The following is a 20,631-nucleotide window of genomic DNA, read 5'->3' on the forward strand; positions in this document are numbered from 1 at the left end:
GTCACTCCCGATGATAGGGCGCACCCGCGAGGATGGACGCCGCGCGATAGAGCTGTTCGGTCAGCATGACGCGCACAAGCATATGCGGCCAGACCATCTTGCCAAAGGAGAGCGACAAATCGGCCTCGGCCCGCAAGCCCGGATCGATCCCGTCCGCCCCCCCGATCACCAGCGCCAGATCTCCGCGCCCTGCGTCACGCCATCCTGCAAGCCGCTGCGCAAAGGCGGGCGACGTTTCGAGCTTTCCGCGCTCATCCAAAGCCACGAGAACAGCGCCCGCAGGCAGCGCCCGACGGATCAGCGCCGCCTCTCCCGCCATGCCGCCGCCTTTGCGGTCGTCCACCTCCACGACACGCGCCGGGCCGAGGCCAAGCGCACGCCCGGTGCGGTCGAACCGCTGCAAATAGTCATCAATCAGGTCTTTTTGCGGCCCCGCCCTCAGGCGTCCAACCGCAATGATATGCACACGCATGAAACCGGCCTACCCCAAAGGGATCAGTTGGCCGCCGTCTCCGAGCCGCTCATGGGCTGCCACATCTTCTCAAGCTGATAGAATTCGCGCACTTCCGGACGGAACACGTGCACGATCACATCGCCTGTGTCGATCAGAACCCAATCTCCGGTCTCCTTGCCTTCCATCTTGGCAGTGCGACCATATTCATCTTTGACCGTCTGCGCGAGTTTTTCCGAGATAGAAGACACCTGCCGGGTCGAGCGACCGGAGCAGATGACCATATAGTCGCCAATCTCGGTCTTGCCGCGCAGATCAATCTGCACGATGTCTTCGGCCTTGTCGTCGGAAAGGGATGAAAGGATGGTTGCCAGGAGCGCTTCGCTGGTGGCTGTGTCGGCCTCAGTGACCATTACTGCAGGCCCGTTTTGAGCAGCATCTGCTGCATCAGCATGGATTGACAGGACATTGTCCTCCTTTGAACGCGCCGCCGGACCCCCGGCGCTGGGGTACCTACAGGGTAACAACGCAGCTGCAACAATTCAATGACAGCGTTACAGATCGGTTAACCTTACGTCCCGTCCCGGACGATATCCTGTTCATCTGTGAGCATCCGGACCTCACGCTGCGGGAACGGAATGGAGATGTTGTGCGCTTCAAACGCATCCCAGAGCGCGAGATAGACGTTTCCGCGAATATTGGTCAGCCCGCCGGTCGGATCACTGATCCAGAACCGCAAGATGTAGTCCACAGAACTGTCGCCAAATCCGACAATATGGCACACTGGAAGCTTGGGATGCGCCAGCACCCGGTCAACATCCGCCGCCGCCTCTATCGCCAGCTTACGCACCTGATGCGGATCGCAGCCGTAGGAGGTGCCGAAAAAGATATCCAACCGCACGAATTCATTGGAATGCGACCAGTTCACCACTTGGCTGGTGATAAGGTCTTCATTCGGGATCAGGTATTCCTTGCCATCCCGCGTAACAACCGACACGTAGCGCGCGCCGAGCGAGTTGATCCAGCCGAAGGTCTCACCCAGGCTGATCACATCGCCGGGTTTGATCGATTTATCCAGCAGGATGATTACGCCGGACACAAGGTTCGAGACGACCTTTTGCAGACCGAAACCAAGGCCCACACCAATCGCACCCGATAGGACCGCAAGCCCTGTGAGGTCGATCCCGACCGCCTTGACCCCCATGAAGAAGGCAAATCCGTAAAGTGTGATCTGCACCGCTTTGACGGCCAGCACCTGCATTGACGGGCTGATGTCTTCGTTCTTGCGAATGCTGGAGGCCGTGGTGGAACTGACCAGCCGGGCAACAGTAAAGAACACGCCGATCACCACCGCCGCGGTGATCAGAGTGAGCAGGGACAGGTGGAAATCCCCGACGTCCAGCGCGAGATCATCGAGGAATTCGGAAACCTCATCCGAGACACCGACGAAATAGAGCGTGGCGTAAATCCACAGCCCCCAGGTCACCAGCCGTCGCAGGAATCGGTTGCGCACCAGCCGGGCAGCATAGGCAATGCCGGTCCAGACAATGGCGAGCGTGGCCGAAAGCCCGATGAAATATGATCGAGAGGGCCAGGTGATCTGCTGCATAAAGAGGTAAAGCCCGCCCGCCAGCAGCGCGAACCAGACCAACCCCATGCGCCGTTTGATCTGGACGATCATGCGCAGCTGCCACTTGGACCACCCTTCCCGCGCGCGCACCTGATTTTCAATCACGCGGCCCGAAACGATGTGCAGGAAGTAGCAGAGCACCGCCAACCCCAGCACGATCAGCACCTGATTCTGCCGCCAGCCGGGGGTGATTACGCTTTCCAGGAAACTGGTGAAGAGGAACCAAATTTCATCAACCGACATCAATGCGGCGGCAAAAGGTTCTTCTTCGGTCTCCATCGGCGCTCCTTTTGACCGGAAAGTGACACAGACAAACGGCTCTCACAACCCGGCAACCCTTGCGGCAGCGCCTGTAGCCCTGTATCTGGTCTTGCATGACACGCATCATTGATATGGATGATCGCGCGCGCCTGCGTGAACGCTTCTTTGGGGCGACCCATACCGTGCTGGCGCGGCTATAAGCCCGCGCTTCACCCAAACTGACCCATTTCACATTACGGGAGAGGACCCATGTCCCCCAAAACGCTCTATGATAAAATCTGGGATGCCCATGTCGCGCATGAAGCCGACGATGGCACATGCCTGCTCTATATCGACCGCCACCTTGTACATGAGGTGACGTCCCCGCAGGCCTTTGAAGGGCTGCGCATGACGGGCCGCAAGGTGCGTGCACCGGAGAAAACCATCGCCGTGCCGGATCACAACGTGCCCACCACGCCGGGCCGCGAAGACCCGTCGAACATGACCGAAGACAGCGCCATTCAGGTGGCGGCGCTGGATACCAACGCCAAGGATTTTGGCATCCACTATTATCCGGTTTCCGATATCCGGCAGGGCATCGTACATATCGTCGGGCCGGAACAGGGCTGGACGCTACCGGGGATGACGGTTGTTTGTGGCGACTCGCACACAGCCACCCACGGCGCTTTTGGGGCTTTGGCGCATGGCATCGGAACGTCTGAGGTGGAACACGTGCTGGCCACCCAGACGCTGATCCAGAAGAAGTCGAAGAACATGAAGGTCGAGATCACCGGCAAGCTGCGCCCGGGCGTGACCGCCAAGGACATCACGCTGTCCGTCATCGGCGCCACCGGCACCGCGGGCGGCACCGGCTATGTGATCGAATACTGCGGTGAAGCGATCCGCGACCTTTCCATGGAAGGCCGCATGACCGTCTGCAATATGGCCATCGAGGGCGGCGCCCGCGCCGGTTTGATTGCACCTGATGAGAAGACATTCGAATACTGCAAAGGTCGCCCGCATGCGCCGAAAGGCGCACAATGGGAAGCCGCGATGGACTGGTGGAAAACACTTTTCTCTGATGATGACGCCGTATGGGATGAGATCATCACGCTGAAGGGTGAAGACATCGCGCCGGTTGTGACCTGGGGCACCTCGCCCGAGGATGTGCTGCCCATTACCGCTGCTGTGCCTGCAGCGGATGATTTCGAAGGCGGGAAAATTGGCGCCGCCCAGCGCTCCCTCGACTACATGGGTCTGACGCCGGGCACGCCGCTGTCGGATGTGGAGATCGACACGGTCTTTATCGGCTCCTGCACCAACGGCCGGATCGAGGATCTGCGCGCCGCTGCCGCGATCCTGAAGGGGAAGAAGAAGAAAGACGGGCTGCGGGCGATGGTCGTGCCCGGATCCGGCCTTGTGCGCGCGCAGGCCGAGGAAGAAGGTCTGGCGGATATCTTCAAGGAGGCCGGTTTTGAGTGGCGCCTTGCGGGCTGTTCCATGTGTCTGGCGATGAACCCGGATCAGTTGCAGCCGGGAGAACGCTGTGCCGCGACCTCCAACCGCAACTTCGAAGGTCGGCAGGGCCGCGGCGGACGCACGCACCTGATGTCGCCCGCCATGGCCGCCGCCGCTGCCATCACCGGCAAGCTGACGGATGTACGCGAAATGATGTGACGGGAGTAGGTGGCCTGAAAGCCCACCCTACCTGCTGATTGCACCACATGCGGTTCACATCACCACGATATGATCGTTGAATCGACAGCCTTTTGAAGGCGAGGAGAGACAAAATGGACAAGTTCAATACCCTGACCGGGATTGCCGCCCCGATGCCGCTGATCAATGTCGATACTGACATGATCATTCCCAAACAGTTCCTGAAAACCATCAAGCGTTCAGGTCTCGGCGTGAACCTCTTTGACGAGATGCGCTATGATGACGATGGCAAGGAAATTCCGGACTTCGTGCTCAACAAGGATGCCTATCGCGAGGCGGAGATTCTTGTGGCCGGTGATAACTTTGGCTGCGGTTCCTCACGGGAGCACGCACCCTGGGCGATCAAGGATTTTGGCATTCGCTGCATCATCGCCCCGTCGTACGCGGATATCTTCTACAACAACTGCTTCAAGAACGGCATCCTGCCCATTGCGTTGCCGCAGGAGCAGGTGGACCTCTTGATGAAGGACGCCGAGAAGGGATCGAACGCCCGAATGATCATCGATCTGGACGCGCAGACCGTGACCAGTTCCGATGGCGAAGTCTTCAGCTTCGATCTCGACCCTTTCAAAAAGCACTGCCTGATGAACGGCCTTGATGACATTGGCCTCACAATGGAGAAGGCAGCGGCTATCGACAGCTTTGAGACGGCTGCATCGCAGGCCCGTCCCTGGGTCTGACCCTGATCGCGGCAGGTTCCTCAATCGGGGACAATGACAAACTATTAACATGATTTTAGTGGGCACCTCGACGGCGCCCACTACATCTTGGGTGTTGCCAGTTTTCTGCCACAGTATTGATGCAAGAAGGCACCACCTCTTCCCTCAAAACGCCCAATGGATTGCGTCTTGTTAACCATGACACTTGTGGAACTAAGACGAATGATGTCACAAATGGGGCAAGAATGAGGCAGCAGACCACCGCCCCGGTGGCATCAAGTTGGGACAAGACGCGGCAACGAATCGCGGCTGACCAGTTTGAAGGGAAGAAAACGGATGCTTGTACGTATGTCAGGCGCAGTCATGCGCGGACTGTTGGTGGCGCTTTTGATCGCCACACCAGCTCTTTTGCTGCCCGATGTGGCATCGGATCAATCGCAATTGGTGGTGCTTGCGGCACTGCTTGCCGCCTTTCTGACATTTGTTGAATACAACTCCACATCGCCCAGCATCGTGGAATTCCGAGACGCCGCCCCTTTTAACCGGTTGCGGTTTGTCGCGTTGTTTCTCACGGTATTCCTGCTAACCGCCATTGCGCGCGGCAGCTCTGACCCCAACTCAATGAGCCAGGGGATTACGGCAATCGGGACAATCATCGGCAACGGGATCGACTTCCCGTATTCCCCGGTGCGCCTGATCGTGTTGATGCTGCCCTATGACGCGTCGACCGAGGTGATTAACACCGTCCGGTCAGCTGCCGGGATATCTTATCTCATCTCGCTTGTCGCCATGGTTGCTTTTGTCGCGCTGGTGCGTCTTTGGGGCTGGCCTGTTCGCAAAGGGGCCTTTAACGTTTGGGTCAACCTTCCCCTTTTCGACCCGACTGCGGGGGGAGATGTGCTGCACCGCTTGCAGCGTGATGCACGGGTGAATATCGCCATTGGGTTTCTCTTGCCGTTCATCATCCCGGCGGTGGTCAAGGCCACATCCGATCTGGTAAACCCGGTGTCACTTGAGAACCCTCAAACCCTTATCTGGACGATCACCGCATGGGCCTTTCTTCCTGCAAGCATGATCATGCGCGGAATCGCAATGAGCCGGGTCGCCAGTATGATCGAGGAAAAACGGCGGCGTGCCTATCGGACAGCTGCCGAGGACGCCGAATACCAAACAGCCTGACCTCGGCGCTCATCATTGCGGCAACCATAGCCGCGACAAGTGCGGATGCAGACAGTTTACGAATTGCGACATTCAACACTGAACTGGCGCGTAGAGGGCCCGGCCTTTTGCTACGGGATATTGTGCGGGGCGAAGATCCTCAAATCACAGCCACGCTGCAGGTCATTGCCGAAGCACACCCCGATGTTCTTGTTCTGCAGGGGTTTGACTACGATCTGACCGGGGCAGCTCTCATGGCGTATCAGCGCGCCTTGACCGCGTGGGACATCGAATTCCCCTACAGTTTCGCAGCCCGCCCCAACACGGGCATGGCCACCGGTCTCGACATGGACGGTGATGGCAGACGTGGTGGACCCCGAGACGCGCAAAGCTACGGCCGCTTTTCAGGCCAGGGCGGCATGGCCGTGCTGTCGCGATACCCGATTAACACGGATGCGGTGCAGGATTTCAGTGCGATGCTTTGGCGGGATTTCCCGGATGCACTACTGCCACACGAAGACGATGAACCCTTCCCCTCAGAGGAAGCTCAGGCCATCCAGCGCCTGTCCACCACAGCGCATTGGGTTGTGCCGGTTGACGTGCCGGACATCGGCCGGGTCACGATCATGACCTTTCATGCAAGCCCACCGGTCTTTGACGGGCCGGAAGACCGCAATGGCAGGCGCAATCATGACGAAATCACCTTCTGGCAGCATTATCTGGCCGGAACATTTGGCCCGGCACCACAGGACCAATTTGTCCTGATGGGTGATTTCAACCAGGACCGGCGGGGCGGCGAAGGGATCAAGACTGCCATCACGACCACGCTGGATGATCCGCGGCTGCAGGATCCGATGCCGCGGAGCACCGGCAGCGACATCATGACGGGCGATCCCTTAGACACAGTGGACTGGGACGATCCCATCCCCGGAAATCTGCGGGTTGACTACGTCCTGCCCTCCGCGGATTGGCGCGTCCTGGGCGCGGGCGTGGTGTGGCCGGACCCCGAAACGCCCTTGGGACAGGCCGTTGAGATCGCGAGCCGCCACCGTCTTGTCTGGGTCGATATCGCGCGCTAGGCCGTTCGGGGCTCACGGCGCAGCCATAGTTCGAGTAGCAGGAGGTAGGGCAGATAGAATGCAAAGTTCTGAACCAGATCAAACGTGCCGTCGAAGTCCGGCGTGGACCCCAGACCATCGGTGAAGAAGTACCAGATCCCGTAGTGCAACCGGTAAAGCCATGAGCCGAAAGTCAACACCAGAACCCGCAACGCCCAGCGGCGGTGCACTGCAAAGTCCCTTCTGCGGGCATAGCGGATGGCCTGACCCGCACTGAGACAGACCAAAACTCCGTAGACGCCGAAGCCAAGATCCATCCAGAACCCGCCGATGGTGCCACGTACAAAAATATAGGCTAAACCGGCAAGGCCAATCGCGCCAGCTCCCAGACAGAGCAGCCGACCGGACCACCGGTGGTAGGCCGTAAACCGCGCCCGCAGACCCGGCCAGAACTGCAGCGGAACAAAAACCATCAGCAGCGCACCCAGAGACATATGTGCAAAAATCGCAATGTTGGTGCCAGTGCCGCCGGGGGTGTAAAACCTGTTTTCCGACATGTCCGGACTGATCAACAGCAAGGCACCGGAATGAATTGCCCAGATCGCGAAGGGCAGAGAATGCAGGATCAGAAAGACCAACCCGATACGAATGGATATCTGGCGGTATCTCGCTGTTTGCACCTGCACCTCCTCAACACGGATTGATCGTTACTCTAGCCCTGAGGGGTCGGCTCCGCCATGCGCGAGTACCGGAACTCCGACGTATTCCTGCTTTGCAGCCTTGCTCATTCCCTGCGCCTTCTTGACCCTGACAGGACCGCGCGGTAGGCCGCAAGCAACAGATTTTGCAGGAGACGTTCCATGGCCAACCCTTCCCTTCTTATCCTCGCCGGCGACGGCATCGGCTCGGAAGTCATGGAACAGGTCAAGCGTGTCATTGACTGGTTCGGCGCCAAACGTGATCTGGCCTTCGATGTGAGCGAAGATCTGGTTGGCGGTGCGGCCTATGACGCGCATGGCACGCCGCTACACGATGACACGATGGCCAAGGCGCTTGAGGTGGATGCGGTACTGCTGGGTGCGGTCGGCGGTCCCAAATACGACGATCTGGATTTCAGCGTGAAACCCGAGCGCGGGTTGCTGCGTCTGCGCAAGGAGATGGACCTGTTTTCCAACCTGCGCCCCGCCCAGTGTTTTGACGCGCTTGCGGATTTCTCCTCGCTGAAGAAAGATGTTGTGGCCGGGCTCGACATCATGATCGTGCGCGAACTGACGTCCGGCGTCTATTTCGGAGAACCGCGCGGCATCTTCGAAGAAGGCAACGAGCGTGTCGGCATCAACACCCAGCGCTATACCGAAGGTGAAATCGACCGTGTCGCCCGGTCAGCCTTCGAGCTGGCGCGGCGTCGCGGCAAGAAGGTCTGCTCCATGGAGAAGGCCAATGTGATGGAAAGCGGCATTCTCTGGCGCGAAGTCGTGCAGAAGGTGCGCGACACCGACTATCCTGACATCGAGCTCAGCCATATGTATGCCGACAACGGGGCGATGCAGCTGGTGCGCGCACCCAAACAGTTCGACGTGATCCTGACCGACAACCTCTTTGGCGACATCCTGTCCGACTGCGCGGCGATGCTGACCGGTAGCCTTGGCATGCTGCCCTCTGCCAGCCTGGGCAAGCCGACCGAGAACGGCCCACCGCGTGCCCTTTACGAACCCGTGCACGGCTCCGCACCAGATATCGCCGGGCAAGGCAAAGCCAACCCAATCGCCTGCATCCTCAGCTTTGCCATGGCGCTGCGCTATTCCTTTGATCAGGGCGACGAGGCCGCGCGGCTCGAAGCGGCCATCGAAAAAGTTCTGGCGGACGGCGCACGCACCGCCGATCTGATGGGCGAAGAAGGCGGCACTCCCATCAGCACCACCGAAATGGGTGACGCAATTCTTGGCGCACTCGATAAAAGCTTGTAACAGACGCCATTTGACGGTCGCCTGACGTGATCAGGCCTTGCAGGCACCCGATCTGTTGCAGTCTAAGGTAGGGGTCAGACGGGTGGCACCACCCGTCTGATCGCCTGATTCTGACCAAGGCCCGACACCGATGAACCCGAACCTCAAAGCCGCCCTGATGGCGCTGACCGCCTTTGGCCTGTTCGCCAGCCACGACGTGATCATCAAGGTCCTCGGCGGTGGATACTCTCCCGTGCAGATCGTATTTTTCAGCGTTCTGTTCAGCTTTCCGCTGGCGATGCTCTACCTCTTGCGCGATGCCACGCCCGGCACCCTGATCCCGGTGCACCCCTGGTGGATGGCCGCCCGCACGGTCGCCGCGGTGATCACCGGATTTTGTGCCTTTTACGCCTTTTCCGTCCTACCGCTGGCGCAGGTCTATGCCATTCTGTTTGCCTCGCCGCTGCTTATCACGGTTCTTGCCATTCCAATCCTAGGCGAGCAGGTAAAACTGCGCCGCTGGATCGCCGTTGCGGTCGGGTTGACGGGCGTTCTGGTGGTTTTGCGTCCCGGACAGGCAGAGCTGGAACTCGGCCATCTCGCGGCCCTCGTATCGGCTGTTTGCGGGTCTTTTGCATCAATCATCGTGCGCAAAATCGGCCGGGAGGAACGCACGGTTGTCATCATGCTCTACCCGATGATGGCGAATTTCATCGTGATGGCTGCCCTGCTCCCCCTGGTTTATCAGCCTATGCCGCTGGCCGATCTTGGCAAACTTGGAATCATCGCGGTTCTGGCTTGGACCGCGGGACGTTTTCTGATTGCCGCCTACAACAACGGCGAGGCTGTCATTGTCGCACCGATGCAATATTCGCAGATCCTGTGGGCCACAATGTATGGCCTGCTCTTCTTTGACGAACAGCCCGATAGAAACACGATCATCGGCTCTGCCATCATCATCGCCAGCGGGCTGTTCATTGTCTTACGAGAGAGCAGGTCCGAGGACTCTGAACAGCCTGTGCTGCGGACCCGATCACGCCCGGAGACCGGCACGACACCGCGCGTGTCACCGTTCTTGCGGAAAGACAAACGCCGGAAATAGGCAACATCATACGCTTGCCATGGCGTGGTGATGGCGCTATTTCGGCGCCATCGGTCGGGCTGTAGCGCAGCCTGGTAGCGCACCTGCTTCGGGAGCAGGGGGTCGGAGGTTCGAATCCTCTCAGCCCGACCAAAGATGCGGTCATTGTTGTAGAGTTGCAGGGACTTTGTCCCAGGGACCATCACCTTGTCCTCTACCTAAAAAAAGTAGAGCAATAGCACCTGTCTGATTGCAAGTAGGTGAAGATATTGCTGTACGTGGCAAAAGAGCAGTAAGAAATGGCTACTCCTTGAACCCTCTCTAATCTGCAAAAACAAAAATGCGACTTCAACTATTTCAGCGGGATAAGAAGTGCGTGTTCATGGATGTCCAGAATACTGTGTTGCTTCATCAATCCTTAAGGGGCGAAGTGTTTTGATGAGTGTTAAGAGATTATTGGTGATACTTCTATTCTGGGGCTGCGGTGGCTTGGCATTGACCCTCACCGACCAGGCACGCGCGGAGCATTCTTATGAATCTGCGAAATGGCATGACATCAACCCGCCTATAGTGCATTATCGTTCGGCGGTGGAAGATCTCTCTGCTGAAGATGTCTCTACTTCCGCTTTTGGAAAGCACACAAGTGAACTATTGGGAGCCTTTGGGCTGCTGGGCCTTGCATCGCAACAGAGTTGCTCTGAGAAACTAAACGAACTGGATTGGGCTTTGCGAGGTAGTTCCTATCCAGAGCTTAATTCGGACCGTTCGGGACACCAGCTCACTAATTTGGCCGGCAGTGAGAATGACTTAATCTCTTGGTTTGAGACGGGTGGATGGCACTTTCTTAGGGTTGTGGATATCTCTGGTGAAAGCTTTCGAGGGGACCGCGGACTGGTTTTTTGCCTTACTAGATCTTGGCCCATGCGGTGGTTAACAGGCGGGTGTAGGGCTCAGTCGGGTGTAACCTTGCTCAGAGGAAAAATAGTTTCGATCACTGCAGGTCCAATGAAATAGAAGAACGGCCCTGATCAACCGGCTAGTTCACGGCCCAATTGCTCGCGACGAATATAGTGGATCGCTTCAGTTGTGCTCACCTTACGGATTGCAGGCGAATACTGAACCCCGATTCCAAGAAGCACATCGGTCGATTGCATGTTCTATGCTATACCTCTGAACTTGGACGATCCTTTACCTCTAATGTCCTTCGTTTCCTATGAGGTACCTCGGAGCAATTCAGACAGCCATTTCACTAGAGTTGAGGAATTGGAGCAAGCGACCATTTCAATAGAAAAATTTGCATACCCTCATTAAACGCGGATATCGCCACATCAAGGGTGATACAAATTCAAGCGCTCACCATCACCTTACTCAGCAAATCCACTATCGCCAGAGCGAGCATTACCTCGGAACAGACGTCTGCTTAGAAGGCGCAGAAGCGTTCAGTTCCTCATTCGTGGCAAATCGTAATTTCTTCGGCTTGTTAAACATAAAGTCAAAATTCAAGTCCGTAGCGTTCCTTTTCATTGCCAACCTCGAGAGCTACCGATGTACTCGCATTACTATAAGCACGCTGTCGAGACCTAGATTTATGCAGCGTTTCATGAAAACAGAAGTCAAAGCATCAAGAGATTGGCGATGTGGCCCTGGAAAAGTCCATTATGCCATTTCAAGCTTCGGAGCTGCATGTTCGACGACGATCTATCTGTATGAATTCAAGCAAGTGACCGATCCCCTCAGAACTCTTGAAGAATCTCCTATGCAATCGCCGTAAACGCAGCCCTAGCGGGAACAAGTGCCTAGACAAACTGGGAAGGTTGTAATGCCGCATATCCGTCGAACGACAATTCGAGAAACTATAGCAGTTTGCCTCTTAGGTTTTGCAGTTGGCATCCTGGCCTCTAACGCCAGCTCAGACGAGAAAAGGACATGCGTTGAGGTTTTGGAGGGGCCTCTTCGTAATGCACTGACCAACAACGGCGGGACAAATTGGCGTAGTGTCATCGACACCGGCATTCTGATTGGCGTTGCGTGTGACGCAGAAGATTTGGATTCCTATTTCAAAGCAGGTGGTTGGACTGTTGGAAAGCACCGTGGAAGTCCACCAGGTGCATCAACCGGACCCTTCGGCCCTCCGAACCGTCGGTTCCATTATGACTTTAGCTATGGCTATGTGCACTGCACATGGTCGTTTCGGTCCATCATCTTTGGGAAGCGATGCAATAACATCTCCATCCACACGTTTGAAGGCATTGTCACTCATGTCGGCGGTGGTGGTAATAAGTAGAGCCACACAAGAGGCTCCGAAGATGACAGTATGCACCGACATACCAGCTCAACACTGGAGGGTGTAAGAAAGTGAAACGAGTCGCGAAACTGATTTTTTTTCTGCTCTTACTGGTAACTGCTTCAACATGGGGGCGTGGCAGCTCTGCTGAGAAAGTCGACGTACCTGAGGTCTACCGCCAATGCCACGCAATACTCTGGTCATCACCGATGACTATGTACTCGGAGCAAATTGCGCAAGGCGGTCCGAAGAACCTTCGCCGGATATTGCTGGAAGAAGCGCTAGCAGGGATACGCTGTTCAGACAAACAGCTCATCGCATTTATGGATAGTCACAGAATGCCATTTATCGAGAGCCGTGAAGCACCAGAGTTTAGGGATACCCCACGAGGCGGCTATGACCGGCTGCTGAATTTCTGCATCAAAAGCCCGACACTTCTTGATCGCCTCGTGCGCGGACGATGTGGTGGTGTCGTCCGGATAATGATGATCGGCGATCGCGTTTCCTACGTCATAGCTCATGGATCGAAATAGCAAAGTTTGGGAGAGACAATGCCGATTTACCTTGAGAATAGAGATGTTGGCGGGACATTTGGTGCCGCAAAACACATGTATTTGATCTGGGCTCCAGAAGGCTCTGAAAACACCTATTCTGAATATCGTACAATTGGTGCATTTCCTGCCACTCCTAACATCTTTGGGCCTTGGGGAGTGCTTGAGGCGACATATCTGGGTGAGTTTTTGTTTGAGGCAACTGAGTCTGACAAGTCAGATCAGTATCCGGTTAGGAGCTCTGCGGTTGCAGAATTTTGAAGTCTTCGAACTGACCGATGCGGGAGGCGAAGCAGATTTCCGCCTTTACGAAGAAAATGACGACGAAATCACGGGCGGATTTCGGATTACTGCCTATACGGCAAATGGGCATGACACGCTTACGGGCTCGGCTGCGCACGATGAACTGCACGGCGGTGAAGGCGCGGACTACATTTACGACAATGGTGCTGAAGCGAGTTATCGCGAGGGCGAAAGCTTCGACGCCTATGTCAACAGGTTACTTGCCTACGATACCGACGGAAATGATACCATTGAGGGCGATGCGGGGTCAGATGTCATCGTACACTCAGGAGGCACCGATGTTGTTGAAGGTGGCGCCGGAGACGACATCTATCTGACCAGTGACGAAGTACATGGTAATCTGAATCCACAAGATGACCTCACCATCATCTTGCGGGAGGATGCTGGGGACAGCACCACCTGGTTCGGCAACGATCTGATTTTGGGAGACGGTCGCGGTGTCGATCTAGTGCGCTTCCAAGGGATGGATTCGAGCGATGTTACCGTCTCCTACCAGTATGAGGAGTTTTTCCTCGGTAGTGAGATTGTCGAATTCAATACGCAATTTTGGTGGAATTGGGACATCGAACCTCAGGCGGTCGACTACTACCAGACTGTTGGCGCCTAGGAGATCCGGGTCGCCGTACAAAGTGCATCTTGCAGTCGCTAGAAGCCGGCCTTGATCGACGGTGCGGCGATTTTGGGTTCGATGTCCGCATCGCAGACATTCATCGGTATTGGAACAGTTCAAGCTGGATCAATGCCAAGTATTTTGCGCGCTTGCATGGCTGTGGCCACTGGCCGCTCATATTGATCGCACATACCAACGGTTCTGCGGACAAGCGCAGCGTTCGAGGGAGCAAGCTTTGACCTATCAAGTCTCACGTTATCTTCGAGCCCGGTCCGCGCATGGCCACCGGATGAAATAGCCCAGTCATTTAAAACCCTTTGGGCGGCACCTATCCCGGCCGCACACCAAGGAACATCGTTTCCAAATAGTCTCTTCACCGTTTCCACATAGAAACCAAACACGTGGCGGTCTGCCGGCATTGCGTTTTTCACCCCCATGACAAATTGAACGTAAGGCACATCCGCAATTTGGCCAGCCTGATACATCGCTGCAGCTTTGAGGATATGTGACAAATCAAAGGCTTCGATCTCAGGCTTCACACCGTGTGATTTCATCTCGGCGGCCAGCCAATCAACCAGTTCAGGCGGGTTTTCATAAACACGGGTAGGGAAATTATTCGACCCTACGGACAGTGAGGCCATGTCTGGTTTTAGAGGCAGCATCCCGCCGCGGGTCCTGCCCGCTCCGGAACGCCCGCCGGTTGAGAACTGAATAATCATGCCCGGGCAGTGTTTTTCCAGCCCCTTCTGCAGGGCCGCAAACCTGTCGGGATCGCTGGATGGTGTCTGATCGTCATTGCGCACATGCGCATGCACAACCGTGGCACCTGCCTCAAAAGCTTCATGCGTGCTTTCGATTTGTTCCGTAACGGTGATAGGCACCGCGGGATTGTTTTCTTTTGTGGGCAATGATCCGGTTATGGCCACACAGATGATACAGGGCTTGGTCATTTCGAAGGCGCCAATACGAAATCATGCACCACTTCGTAGTACGGAGCATCGAAGCCAGCCTCTTTGAGACGATCCGGGTCTTCTATCAGTTCGAACTTGGCCAGCAGGCTCTCTTTTACGCCAAAGACGGCATCGGAGTGGATGTAGGGATCGTCTGGATCGAAGATATGGGTGATCAGTGTCTCGAACCCATCTGCCTCCAGGATGTAGTGCAGATGCGCCGGCCGGAAGGGATGCCGCCCAAGCTTGGCCAGCATCTGCCCGACCGGGCCATCATCGGGAATTGGATAGAATTTTGGCTTCACGCCTTTGAAATGATAAGTTCCATCAGCCTCTGTGCGAAAGACACCGCGCAGGTTGAATTCCGGCTGCAGACCTTTTTGCTGAACATCATAGAAGCCCTCATCATTGGCTTGCCAGACGTCGATCTTTGCCGCGTCGATCGGATTGCCTTCGGTATCAAGAATACGTCCTTTGACCAGCATCGGCTCCCCCTTCTGGTCGAGACAAATGTCAGATCCCATGGGAAGCTCCGGCGCATCTTCCACGTGGAACGGACCCAGAACCGTCGATTCCGATGCGCCCGATGGTTTGCGGTTATTGATCGCATCAACCAGCATAGACACGCCCATGACGTCCGACAGAAGAATGAACTCCTGCCGCCAGTCATTGCACATATGGCCGACTTTGGTCAGAAACTGGATCGCTTCAAACCATTCGTCTTGCGTCGGCTCGATCTCCTTTACGGCTGCGTGCAGGTGGCGGGTTATGGCGCTCATCACCTCTGCCAGTCGCGCGTCCTTGGCACCTGCATTGCGGCTGGCAACGATTTCTGCAGAGTTGGCTTCGGTAAAATATCCTGTTTCGGTCATAACATCCTCACTTCGCCAGAATTTGTGTGAACACGCGGCGCAGTTCACTTTTGGGGTCATCCGCCAGACCGTCGTGCCGCCAGCAAACGTGCTGGTCCGGACGGGTCACGATGCATCCCGCGTCGCTGACCTCTCGCGCGCGTGCCCAATCGCCCACATGGTCGACGTAGATCTGCCGGGGGCCGACGACATGTGCCTCGACATCAATTCCCATTTCTTTTCCGATCTCGGTCAGCGCATCGACCCATCGCTTGCCGCCAAGCCCGGTGAAGAGCGTGAAGACACCATGGCCGGCCAAATCAAGGGTGGAGTGCTTGTTGCCCTCTCTGTCAAATAGCCATGCATGTGGAATCCGCGCGCCGGGCCATGTGGTTGGTTGATAGTGAAGATCCGCATCAAGAGCGAAATCGGGTTCCATCTGACCGTCCGTCACAACTGCGCCTGATTTGTAGCGCTGGTTCATTTCGACCCCATGGGCGTCGAACTCATACTTTTTGAAAGCAATTGCCTCACGAATTGCGGCGCGCTGTGTCTCGGCCTCGGGCGTGCTGTCACAGCGCGCTTCGAGGTTTTTCTGCATTGTCTCGGGATCATTGCTCTCGGTCAGCCCCAGTGCCTCAAAGATTGGTCCAAACTCGCCAATCGACTGATTGGCGCGGGTCACGATCTGTTTGGCGACAGGAGCGCGTTCAACCGAATAGGTCTCGAGCAGCGCATCCCCTGCCTGCCCTTTGAGAACAGCCGCGATTTTCCACGCCAGATTAAAGGCATCCTGAATGGACGTGTTGGAGCCCAGACCATTGGAGGGGGGATGCCGGTGGATCGCATCACCCATGCAGAACACGCGATCTTTTTGCAGATGCGTGGCATAGTAGTTGTTGACCGTCCATGTGGACCAGCTGGTGATGTCCACTTCCAGATCAGGATCGCCCACCAGATCGCGTACGACCTTTGTGGCAAAGGCATCGTCGACGTCAGGAGGTGGTTGGTTAATGTCATAGCCCCAGACGATCAGCCATTCGTTCCACGGGCGCACCATGCGGACCAGGCCCATGCCGATCCCCCCCACATCCGCGCCGGGTTGAACGACCCAGTAAAGCACCGAAGGACGATGAGCTACGTATTTGCTCAGGTCGGCCTTGAAGAGAATGTTCATCGATCCGCCCACGCCCATCTGGCCTTCGAATGGAAGATCAATGTGATCCGCGACCAGCGAATTACCCCCGTCCGCCCCGACGAGATACTTGGACCGGATGGTCACTTCCTTGCCGGTCAACCGATCCAGACATGTGGTTGTAACACCGTCTGCGTCTTGTACATGGCTGAGGTATTCGGTGCTCATCCGCGCCTGCGTGCCGCGCTGGCAGGCCGTCTTGAACAGCAACGGTTCCATAAAGGTCTGCGGCAGGTCGTTCATGAATGTGGGGCTGCTCAGCAGATGTTCGGCCTTGGAGAGCGGATGCGTGCCCCAGCTTTTCATGCGTCCGATCTCTTCGCCCACGAGGCTTTCACAAAAGACATTTTCGCCCATGAGCTCCTGCTCTGCCGCAAACATATAGGCTTCATCCTCGACGTCGTGGCCCAGATCACGCAGCACCTCCATCGTGCGCTGGTTGGTAATATGCGCGCGTGGCGTATTGGCCAGCCAGCGATAGCGGTTGATGATCATGTTCTCGACGCCGTAGGTGGACAAGAGCGCCGCGGTGGAGGACCCGGCAGGACCCGTTCCGATGATAAGCACGTCTGTTGTGATGTCTGCCATGATTAGTCCTCCAGTTGGTCAAGCTTGCCGCCGGTCAACCTGCGGCGAATGGGAAAGAGATGTGCGCCCGTGCGTTCCGAGATCAGCCCCCAAAGGCCACGAGGTGCTATCAGCATGATGACGATGGCGAGCACGCCCAGCGTCATGAGATACCAGCTGCCAAAGTCGGCCAGCAGCGATTGCAGGGCGAAAAAGATAAGGACACCGAGTATCGGACCTTCGATGGTGCCGATGCCACCGATCACAACGATGAAAATGACATAGGCTGTCCAGTCAGTGACGCTGAATGCCGCGTCGGGCGAGATACGCGCCTTTTGCATGTAGATCAGCCCGCCAGCGAGGCCGGTTCCAAAAGCCGATGTCAGAAAGACCACCCATTTCATGCGTGCCGCATCGACCCCAACGGATTTCGCGGCCTCCGTATTGTCGCGCACCGCCGCGAGGGCGAGGCCGCGCCGGGTACGCAACAGCCAATAGATGCCGCCGATGGTTGCCAGGGCCAGCGCCAGCGCCAGCCAGTAGGCCAGGATGTCACGCGCGGCAGAGGCTTTCACATCAAAGAGCGTTTTTATCGCATCGGTGAACCACATCTCCCGCGTGGCCGAGCGCGGCAATGACGTGCCGGTGCCTCCGCCCAGCGTCTTCCACTGCGCGACCAGCAGGCGGAACACCTCGGCGATGACCCATGTGCCGATGGCGAAGTAAGCCCCTTGCAGACGGAAGGCGAAAAAGGCGGTTGGCACGGCAATAATCAGCGCCGCGACACCCGCGAGCAGGATCGACGGGACGGGGTCGACCCCCAGCAAGATTACCGCCCCGAACATCGCATAAGCGCCCATGCCCACAAACGCCTGCTGGCCGATGGACACCAGGCCGCCGTAGCCTGCCAGAAGGTTCCAGAACTGCGCCAGCACCAGCATGGTCAGGATAAAGAACATGTCCTGAATGGTGCTGCGCCCGGCGAAGAAGGGCAGCAGGATCAAAAGGACAATCGCAAGTGTCGCAAAGACTGCAAAGCCACTGGAGGCACGCGTGCGGGTTTGAACAGAATAAGTAGCCATCAGTCATGCGCCCTTGGAAAGAGGCCACGCGGGCGCACCAGCAACACCGCGAGGAAAGCCAGGTGTCCGGCCAGAATTTGCCATTCAGGGTTCAGCGCCGCCCCGACGGTCTGCGCCACGCCAATGATGATCCCCCCGACAAGCGTACCCCAGAGCGAGCCAAGCCCGCCGATAATGACTGCTTCAAAAGCGTAGATCAGGCGCGCGGGTCCGACATTGGGATCGAAGTTGGAGCGCAATCCCAGATACAATGCGGCAATTGCAACGATCACCAAGGCAATGCCCGTGGCCGTTGCGAAAATATTGGCCGGTTTGATCCCCATGAGGCTTGCGGTCACCGCATCGTCCGACGTGGCCCTGAAAGCCCGCCCCAGCGAGGTGCGATAGAAAAGCTGATTGAGACCAATGATCACGGCAATCGCCGAGGCAAAGGTGAGCAACGGCATAACGCCCAGGTTCAAGGGCCCGACGGCGACAGAGGCCGTCGTCAATGCATCCGTTGGCAGGCGCTGACTGTCGGCCGAAAAACCTTCCAACAGCGCGTTCTGCAGCACAATAGACAGTCCGAATGTTACCAGAAGCGGCGGCAGAATATCGTCACCGAGCGTCCGGTTCAGCAGGAACTTCTGCAGCCCCCAGCCGAACGCGAACATCAAAGGCACAGCGAAAAGCAACGCGACAAACGGGGGGAGCCCCAGCAGGGTGACAAGAACGAGGATCAGGTAGGCCCCCATGACGATCAGATCACCATGAGCGAGGTTCACCAGCCGCATGATCCCGAAGACAAGGCTCAGGCCTGCGGCGAAAAGCGCATAGAGACCGCCCAGCAGAACACCCTGCACGATTGTATCAACCCAGATCAATGTCCCGCTCCAAAATAGGCGTCGTGGATGGCCTCACGGCTCAGCTCACTGGGGGTGCCCGACAACGTCACGCGGCCCTCCATCATGCAATACACCCGGTCAGCCACAGCCATGGCCTGACCGATATCCTGTTCCACGACGATGATGCTGGCACCGGCGGCCTGTATGGCAGGCACGGCCTTGTAGATGTCCTTGATCACGACCGGCGCGAGGCCAAGGCTGATTTCATCGCATAGCAAAACACGAGGGTTCGACATCAGCGCACGGCCAATGGCGACCATCTGCTGTTGGCCACCTGAAAGAGCCGTGCCGGGATTGTGACGGCGTTCCTTGAGGATCGGGAACAGATCGTAGATCGTCTGCAGCGACCAATGTCCGCCCGTGCTACGCCCGTAGGCGCCGATCATCAGGTTTTCTTCGACCGTAAGCGACGGAAACAGTCTGCGGCCCTCGGGCACCATGGCGACGCCCTGTGCCATGATCTCATCTGCAGGCAGGGCACCAATCCCCTGCCCCTCAAAGCGCACCATGTCGGGTGCATTCTGCAGCACGCCCGAGATCGAGCGCATCAACGTGGTTTTTCCGGCACCATTGGCGCCGATAATCGCAATCGTTTCCGCCTCACTCAGGGCTATGTCGACACCAAAGAGAGCTTGGAAGTCACCGTAATTCGCGGTCAGGCCTTGCGTCTCCAGAAGTGCCATCAGACCTCGATCCCCAAATATATTTCTTTGACCTCTTTCGAGTTCATGATCGCGTCTGGGTCGCCGATGCCGATGACCTTTCCGAAATCCAGAACCAGCAGGCGTTCGACAACAGAGGTTAGCGCATGCAGAACGTGTTCGATCCAGATGATCGTAACGCCCTGAGCGTGGATATCTTTGATCGTGCCGATCAGCGCCTGGCATTCGCCTTCCGTCAAACCGCCTGCGATTTCATCCAATAGTAAAAGCTTGGGGTTCGTCGCCATGGCACGCGCAAGTTCCAGCCGCTTGCGCTCCAGAAGGCTCAACTTGCCCGCAGGGAGGTTCGCACGACGCAACATCTCGGTACGCTCCAGTACGTCGACGCAAGCGTCATGCGCCTCAGCCTCCGATTGATTGCGGCCGTGTGTGGCAGCAACCAGAAGGTTTTCATACACGGTCAACTTCTCGAAAGGTTGCGGGATCTGGAAGGACCGCCCGATGCCTGTCAGGCAACGTTCCATCGCTGAAACTGTGGTAACATCGCGCCCTTCAAAGTGAATCCTGCCCTGATCGGCCCGCAGATTACCGGTGATGAGGTTGAAGAGGGTGGATTTCCCTGCGCCGTTCGGCCCGATAATACCCAGCGCCTGCCCTTTGGGCACCTCGAAACTAGCGTTGTCTGTCACGGTCAGCGCGCCAAAGCTTTTTGATACATTTTGAAGGGTGAGCATGGTCATGAGAGTTCCTCGG

At 57.0% G+C, this 20,631-nt stretch carries 20 protein-coding genes and 1 tRNA gene; 9 read left to right on the forward strand and 12 right to left on the reverse strand.

The window, feature by feature from the left end:
• Position 1: 1 nt before the first annotated feature.
• The 3 genes from rlmH to Q1A07_RS07430 form a co-directional block, all read right to left on the reverse strand.
• Positions 2-472, reverse strand: coding sequence for a 23S rRNA (pseudouridine(1915)-N(3))-methyltransferase RlmH (gene rlmH, locus Q1A07_RS07420; protein WP_299779364.1), 471 nt, complete (start codon positions 470-472; stop codon positions 2-4).
• Positions 473-495: 23 nt separating this feature from the next.
• The gene (rsfS, locus tag Q1A07_RS07425; RefSeq protein WP_299779366.1) at positions 496-864 is read right to left on the reverse strand and encodes a ribosome silencing factor; all 369 of its coding nucleotides are present in this window, start codon (positions 862-864) and stop codon (positions 496-498) included.
• Between the two features lie 158 nt (positions 865-1,022).
• A complete protein-coding gene (locus tag Q1A07_RS07430) occupies positions 1,023-2,360 on the reverse strand; it encodes a mechanosensitive ion channel domain-containing protein (RefSeq protein WP_299779368.1) in 1,338 nt (445 codons plus the stop codon).
• Positions 2,361-2,591: 231 nt separating this feature from the next.
• On the opposite strand from Q1A07_RS07430, the gene leuC reads away from it, so the two are divergent.
• The 4 genes from leuC (at position 2,592) to Q1A07_RS07450 (ending at position 6,933) form a co-directional block, all read left to right on the forward strand.
• Complete coding sequence (gene leuC, locus Q1A07_RS07435; RefSeq protein ID WP_299779370.1) at positions 2,592-3,998, forward strand: 3-isopropylmalate dehydratase large subunit; 1,407 nt, start codon at positions 2,592-2,594, stop codon at positions 3,996-3,998.
• Between the two features lie 113 nt (positions 3,999-4,111).
• Positions 4,112-4,717, forward strand: a complete 606-nt coding sequence (gene leuD, locus Q1A07_RS07440) for a 3-isopropylmalate dehydratase small subunit (RefSeq protein ID WP_299779372.1) — start codon at positions 4,112-4,114, stop codon at positions 4,715-4,717.
• A 315-nt stretch (positions 4,718-5,032) separates the two neighbouring features.
• Positions 5,033-5,875, forward strand: coding sequence for a hypothetical protein (locus Q1A07_RS07445; RefSeq protein WP_299779374.1), 843 nt, complete (start codon positions 5,033-5,035; stop codon positions 5,873-5,875).
• A gap of 107 nt (positions 5,876-5,982) precedes the next feature.
• Positions 5,983-6,933 (forward strand): endonuclease/exonuclease/phosphatase family protein, encoded by a 951-nt coding sequence (locus Q1A07_RS07450; protein WP_366944044.1) that lies wholly within the window; start codon positions 5,983-5,985, stop codon positions 6,931-6,933.
• Here Q1A07_RS07450 and Q1A07_RS07455 read toward each other — a convergent pair.
• Positions 6,930-7,592 (reverse strand): DUF2306 domain-containing protein, encoded by a 663-nt coding sequence (locus Q1A07_RS07455; protein WP_299779376.1) that lies wholly within the window; start codon positions 7,590-7,592, stop codon positions 6,930-6,932. The genes Q1A07_RS07450 and Q1A07_RS07455 overlap by 4 nt on opposite strands.
• 180 nt (positions 7,593-7,772) lie before the next feature.
• Here Q1A07_RS07455 and leuB point away from each other — a divergent pair, with 180 nt between their 5' ends.
• The 3 genes from leuB (at position 7,773) to Q1A07_RS07470 (ending at position 10,092) form a co-directional block, all read left to right on the forward strand.
• Complete coding sequence (gene leuB / locus Q1A07_RS07460; protein ID WP_299779377.1) at positions 7,773-8,879, forward strand: 3-isopropylmalate dehydrogenase; 1,107 nt, start codon at positions 7,773-7,775, stop codon at positions 8,877-8,879.
• 130 nt (positions 8,880-9,009) lie between these two features.
• Positions 9,010-9,960, forward strand: coding sequence for a DMT family transporter (locus tag Q1A07_RS07465; protein ID WP_299779379.1), 951 nt, complete (start codon positions 9,010-9,012; stop codon positions 9,958-9,960).
• A gap of 55 nt (positions 9,961-10,015) precedes the next feature.
• Positions 10,016-10,092 (forward strand) — tRNA-Pro (locus tag Q1A07_RS07470).
• Between the two features lie 2,430 nt (positions 10,093-12,522).
• Here Q1A07_RS07470 and Q1A07_RS07475 read toward each other — a convergent pair.
• On the reverse strand, positions 12,523-12,744 hold the full coding sequence (locus Q1A07_RS07475) for a hypothetical protein (protein WP_299779381.1): 222 nt from the start codon (positions 12,742-12,744) through the stop codon (positions 12,523-12,525).
• Positions 12,745-12,774: 30 nt separating this feature from the next.
• Here Q1A07_RS07475 and Q1A07_RS07480 point away from each other — a divergent pair, with 30 nt between their 5' ends.
• Both Q1A07_RS07480 and Q1A07_RS07485 read left to right on the forward strand, forming a co-directional pair.
• Positions 12,775-13,035, forward strand: coding sequence for a hypothetical protein (locus Q1A07_RS07480; RefSeq protein ID WP_299779382.1), 261 nt, complete (start codon positions 12,775-12,777; stop codon positions 13,033-13,035).
• The gene (locus Q1A07_RS07485; protein ID WP_299779383.1) at positions 13,022-13,684 is read left to right on the forward strand and encodes a hypothetical protein; all 663 of its coding nucleotides are present in this window, start codon (positions 13,022-13,024) and stop codon (positions 13,682-13,684) included. Before Q1A07_RS07480 ends, Q1A07_RS07485 begins: the two co-directional genes overlap by 14 nt.
• Before the next feature lie 119 nt (positions 13,685-13,803).
• On the opposite strand, the gene Q1A07_RS07490 is transcribed toward Q1A07_RS07485, so the two are convergent.
• From Q1A07_RS07490 to Q1A07_RS07520, 7 genes are read right to left on the reverse strand one after another with little or no spacing between them, the layout of a single operon-like run.
• Positions 13,804-14,637: a 3-keto-5-aminohexanoate cleavage protein gene (locus Q1A07_RS07490; protein WP_299779385.1), complete on the reverse strand. Its 834-nt coding sequence runs from the start codon at positions 14,635-14,637 to the stop codon at positions 13,804-13,806.
• Complete coding sequence (locus Q1A07_RS07495; protein WP_299779387.1) at positions 14,634-15,509, reverse strand: intradiol ring-cleavage dioxygenase; 876 nt, start codon at positions 15,507-15,509, stop codon at positions 14,634-14,636. Before Q1A07_RS07495 ends, Q1A07_RS07490 begins: the two co-directional genes overlap by 4 nt.
• A 7-nt stretch (positions 15,510-15,516) precedes the next feature.
• Entirely contained in the window at positions 15,517-17,271 is a 1,755-nt protein-coding gene (locus Q1A07_RS07500) for an FAD-dependent monooxygenase (RefSeq protein WP_299779389.1), read from the reverse strand.
• Between the two features lie 2 nt (positions 17,272-17,273).
• Complete coding sequence (locus Q1A07_RS07505; RefSeq protein ID WP_299779391.1) at positions 17,274-18,332, reverse strand: branched-chain amino acid ABC transporter permease; 1,059 nt, start codon at positions 18,330-18,332, stop codon at positions 17,274-17,276.
• On the reverse strand, positions 18,332-19,195 hold the full coding sequence (locus Q1A07_RS07510; protein WP_299779393.1) for a branched-chain amino acid ABC transporter permease: 864 nt from the start codon (positions 19,193-19,195) through the stop codon (positions 18,332-18,334). Before Q1A07_RS07510 ends, Q1A07_RS07505 begins: the two co-directional genes overlap by 1 nt.
• On the reverse strand, positions 19,192-19,899 hold the full coding sequence (locus Q1A07_RS07515) for an ABC transporter ATP-binding protein (RefSeq protein WP_299779395.1): 708 nt from the start codon (positions 19,897-19,899) through the stop codon (positions 19,192-19,194). The genes Q1A07_RS07510 and Q1A07_RS07515 overlap by 4 nt, the downstream gene beginning before the upstream one ends.
• Positions 19,899-20,618 carry an ABC transporter ATP-binding protein gene (locus tag Q1A07_RS07520; protein WP_299779397.1) on the reverse strand — a complete coding sequence of 240 codons (720 nt, stop codon included), beginning with the start codon at positions 20,616-20,618 and terminating at the stop codon, positions 19,899-19,901. The genes Q1A07_RS07515 and Q1A07_RS07520 overlap by 1 nt, the downstream gene beginning before the upstream one ends.
• Positions 20,619-20,631 lie beyond the last annotated feature (13 nt).

The organism is uncultured Roseobacter sp. (assembly GCF_947492555.1).
Taxonomy (GTDB): domain Bacteria; phylum Pseudomonadota; class Alphaproteobacteria; order Rhodobacterales; family Rhodobacteraceae; genus Roseobacter.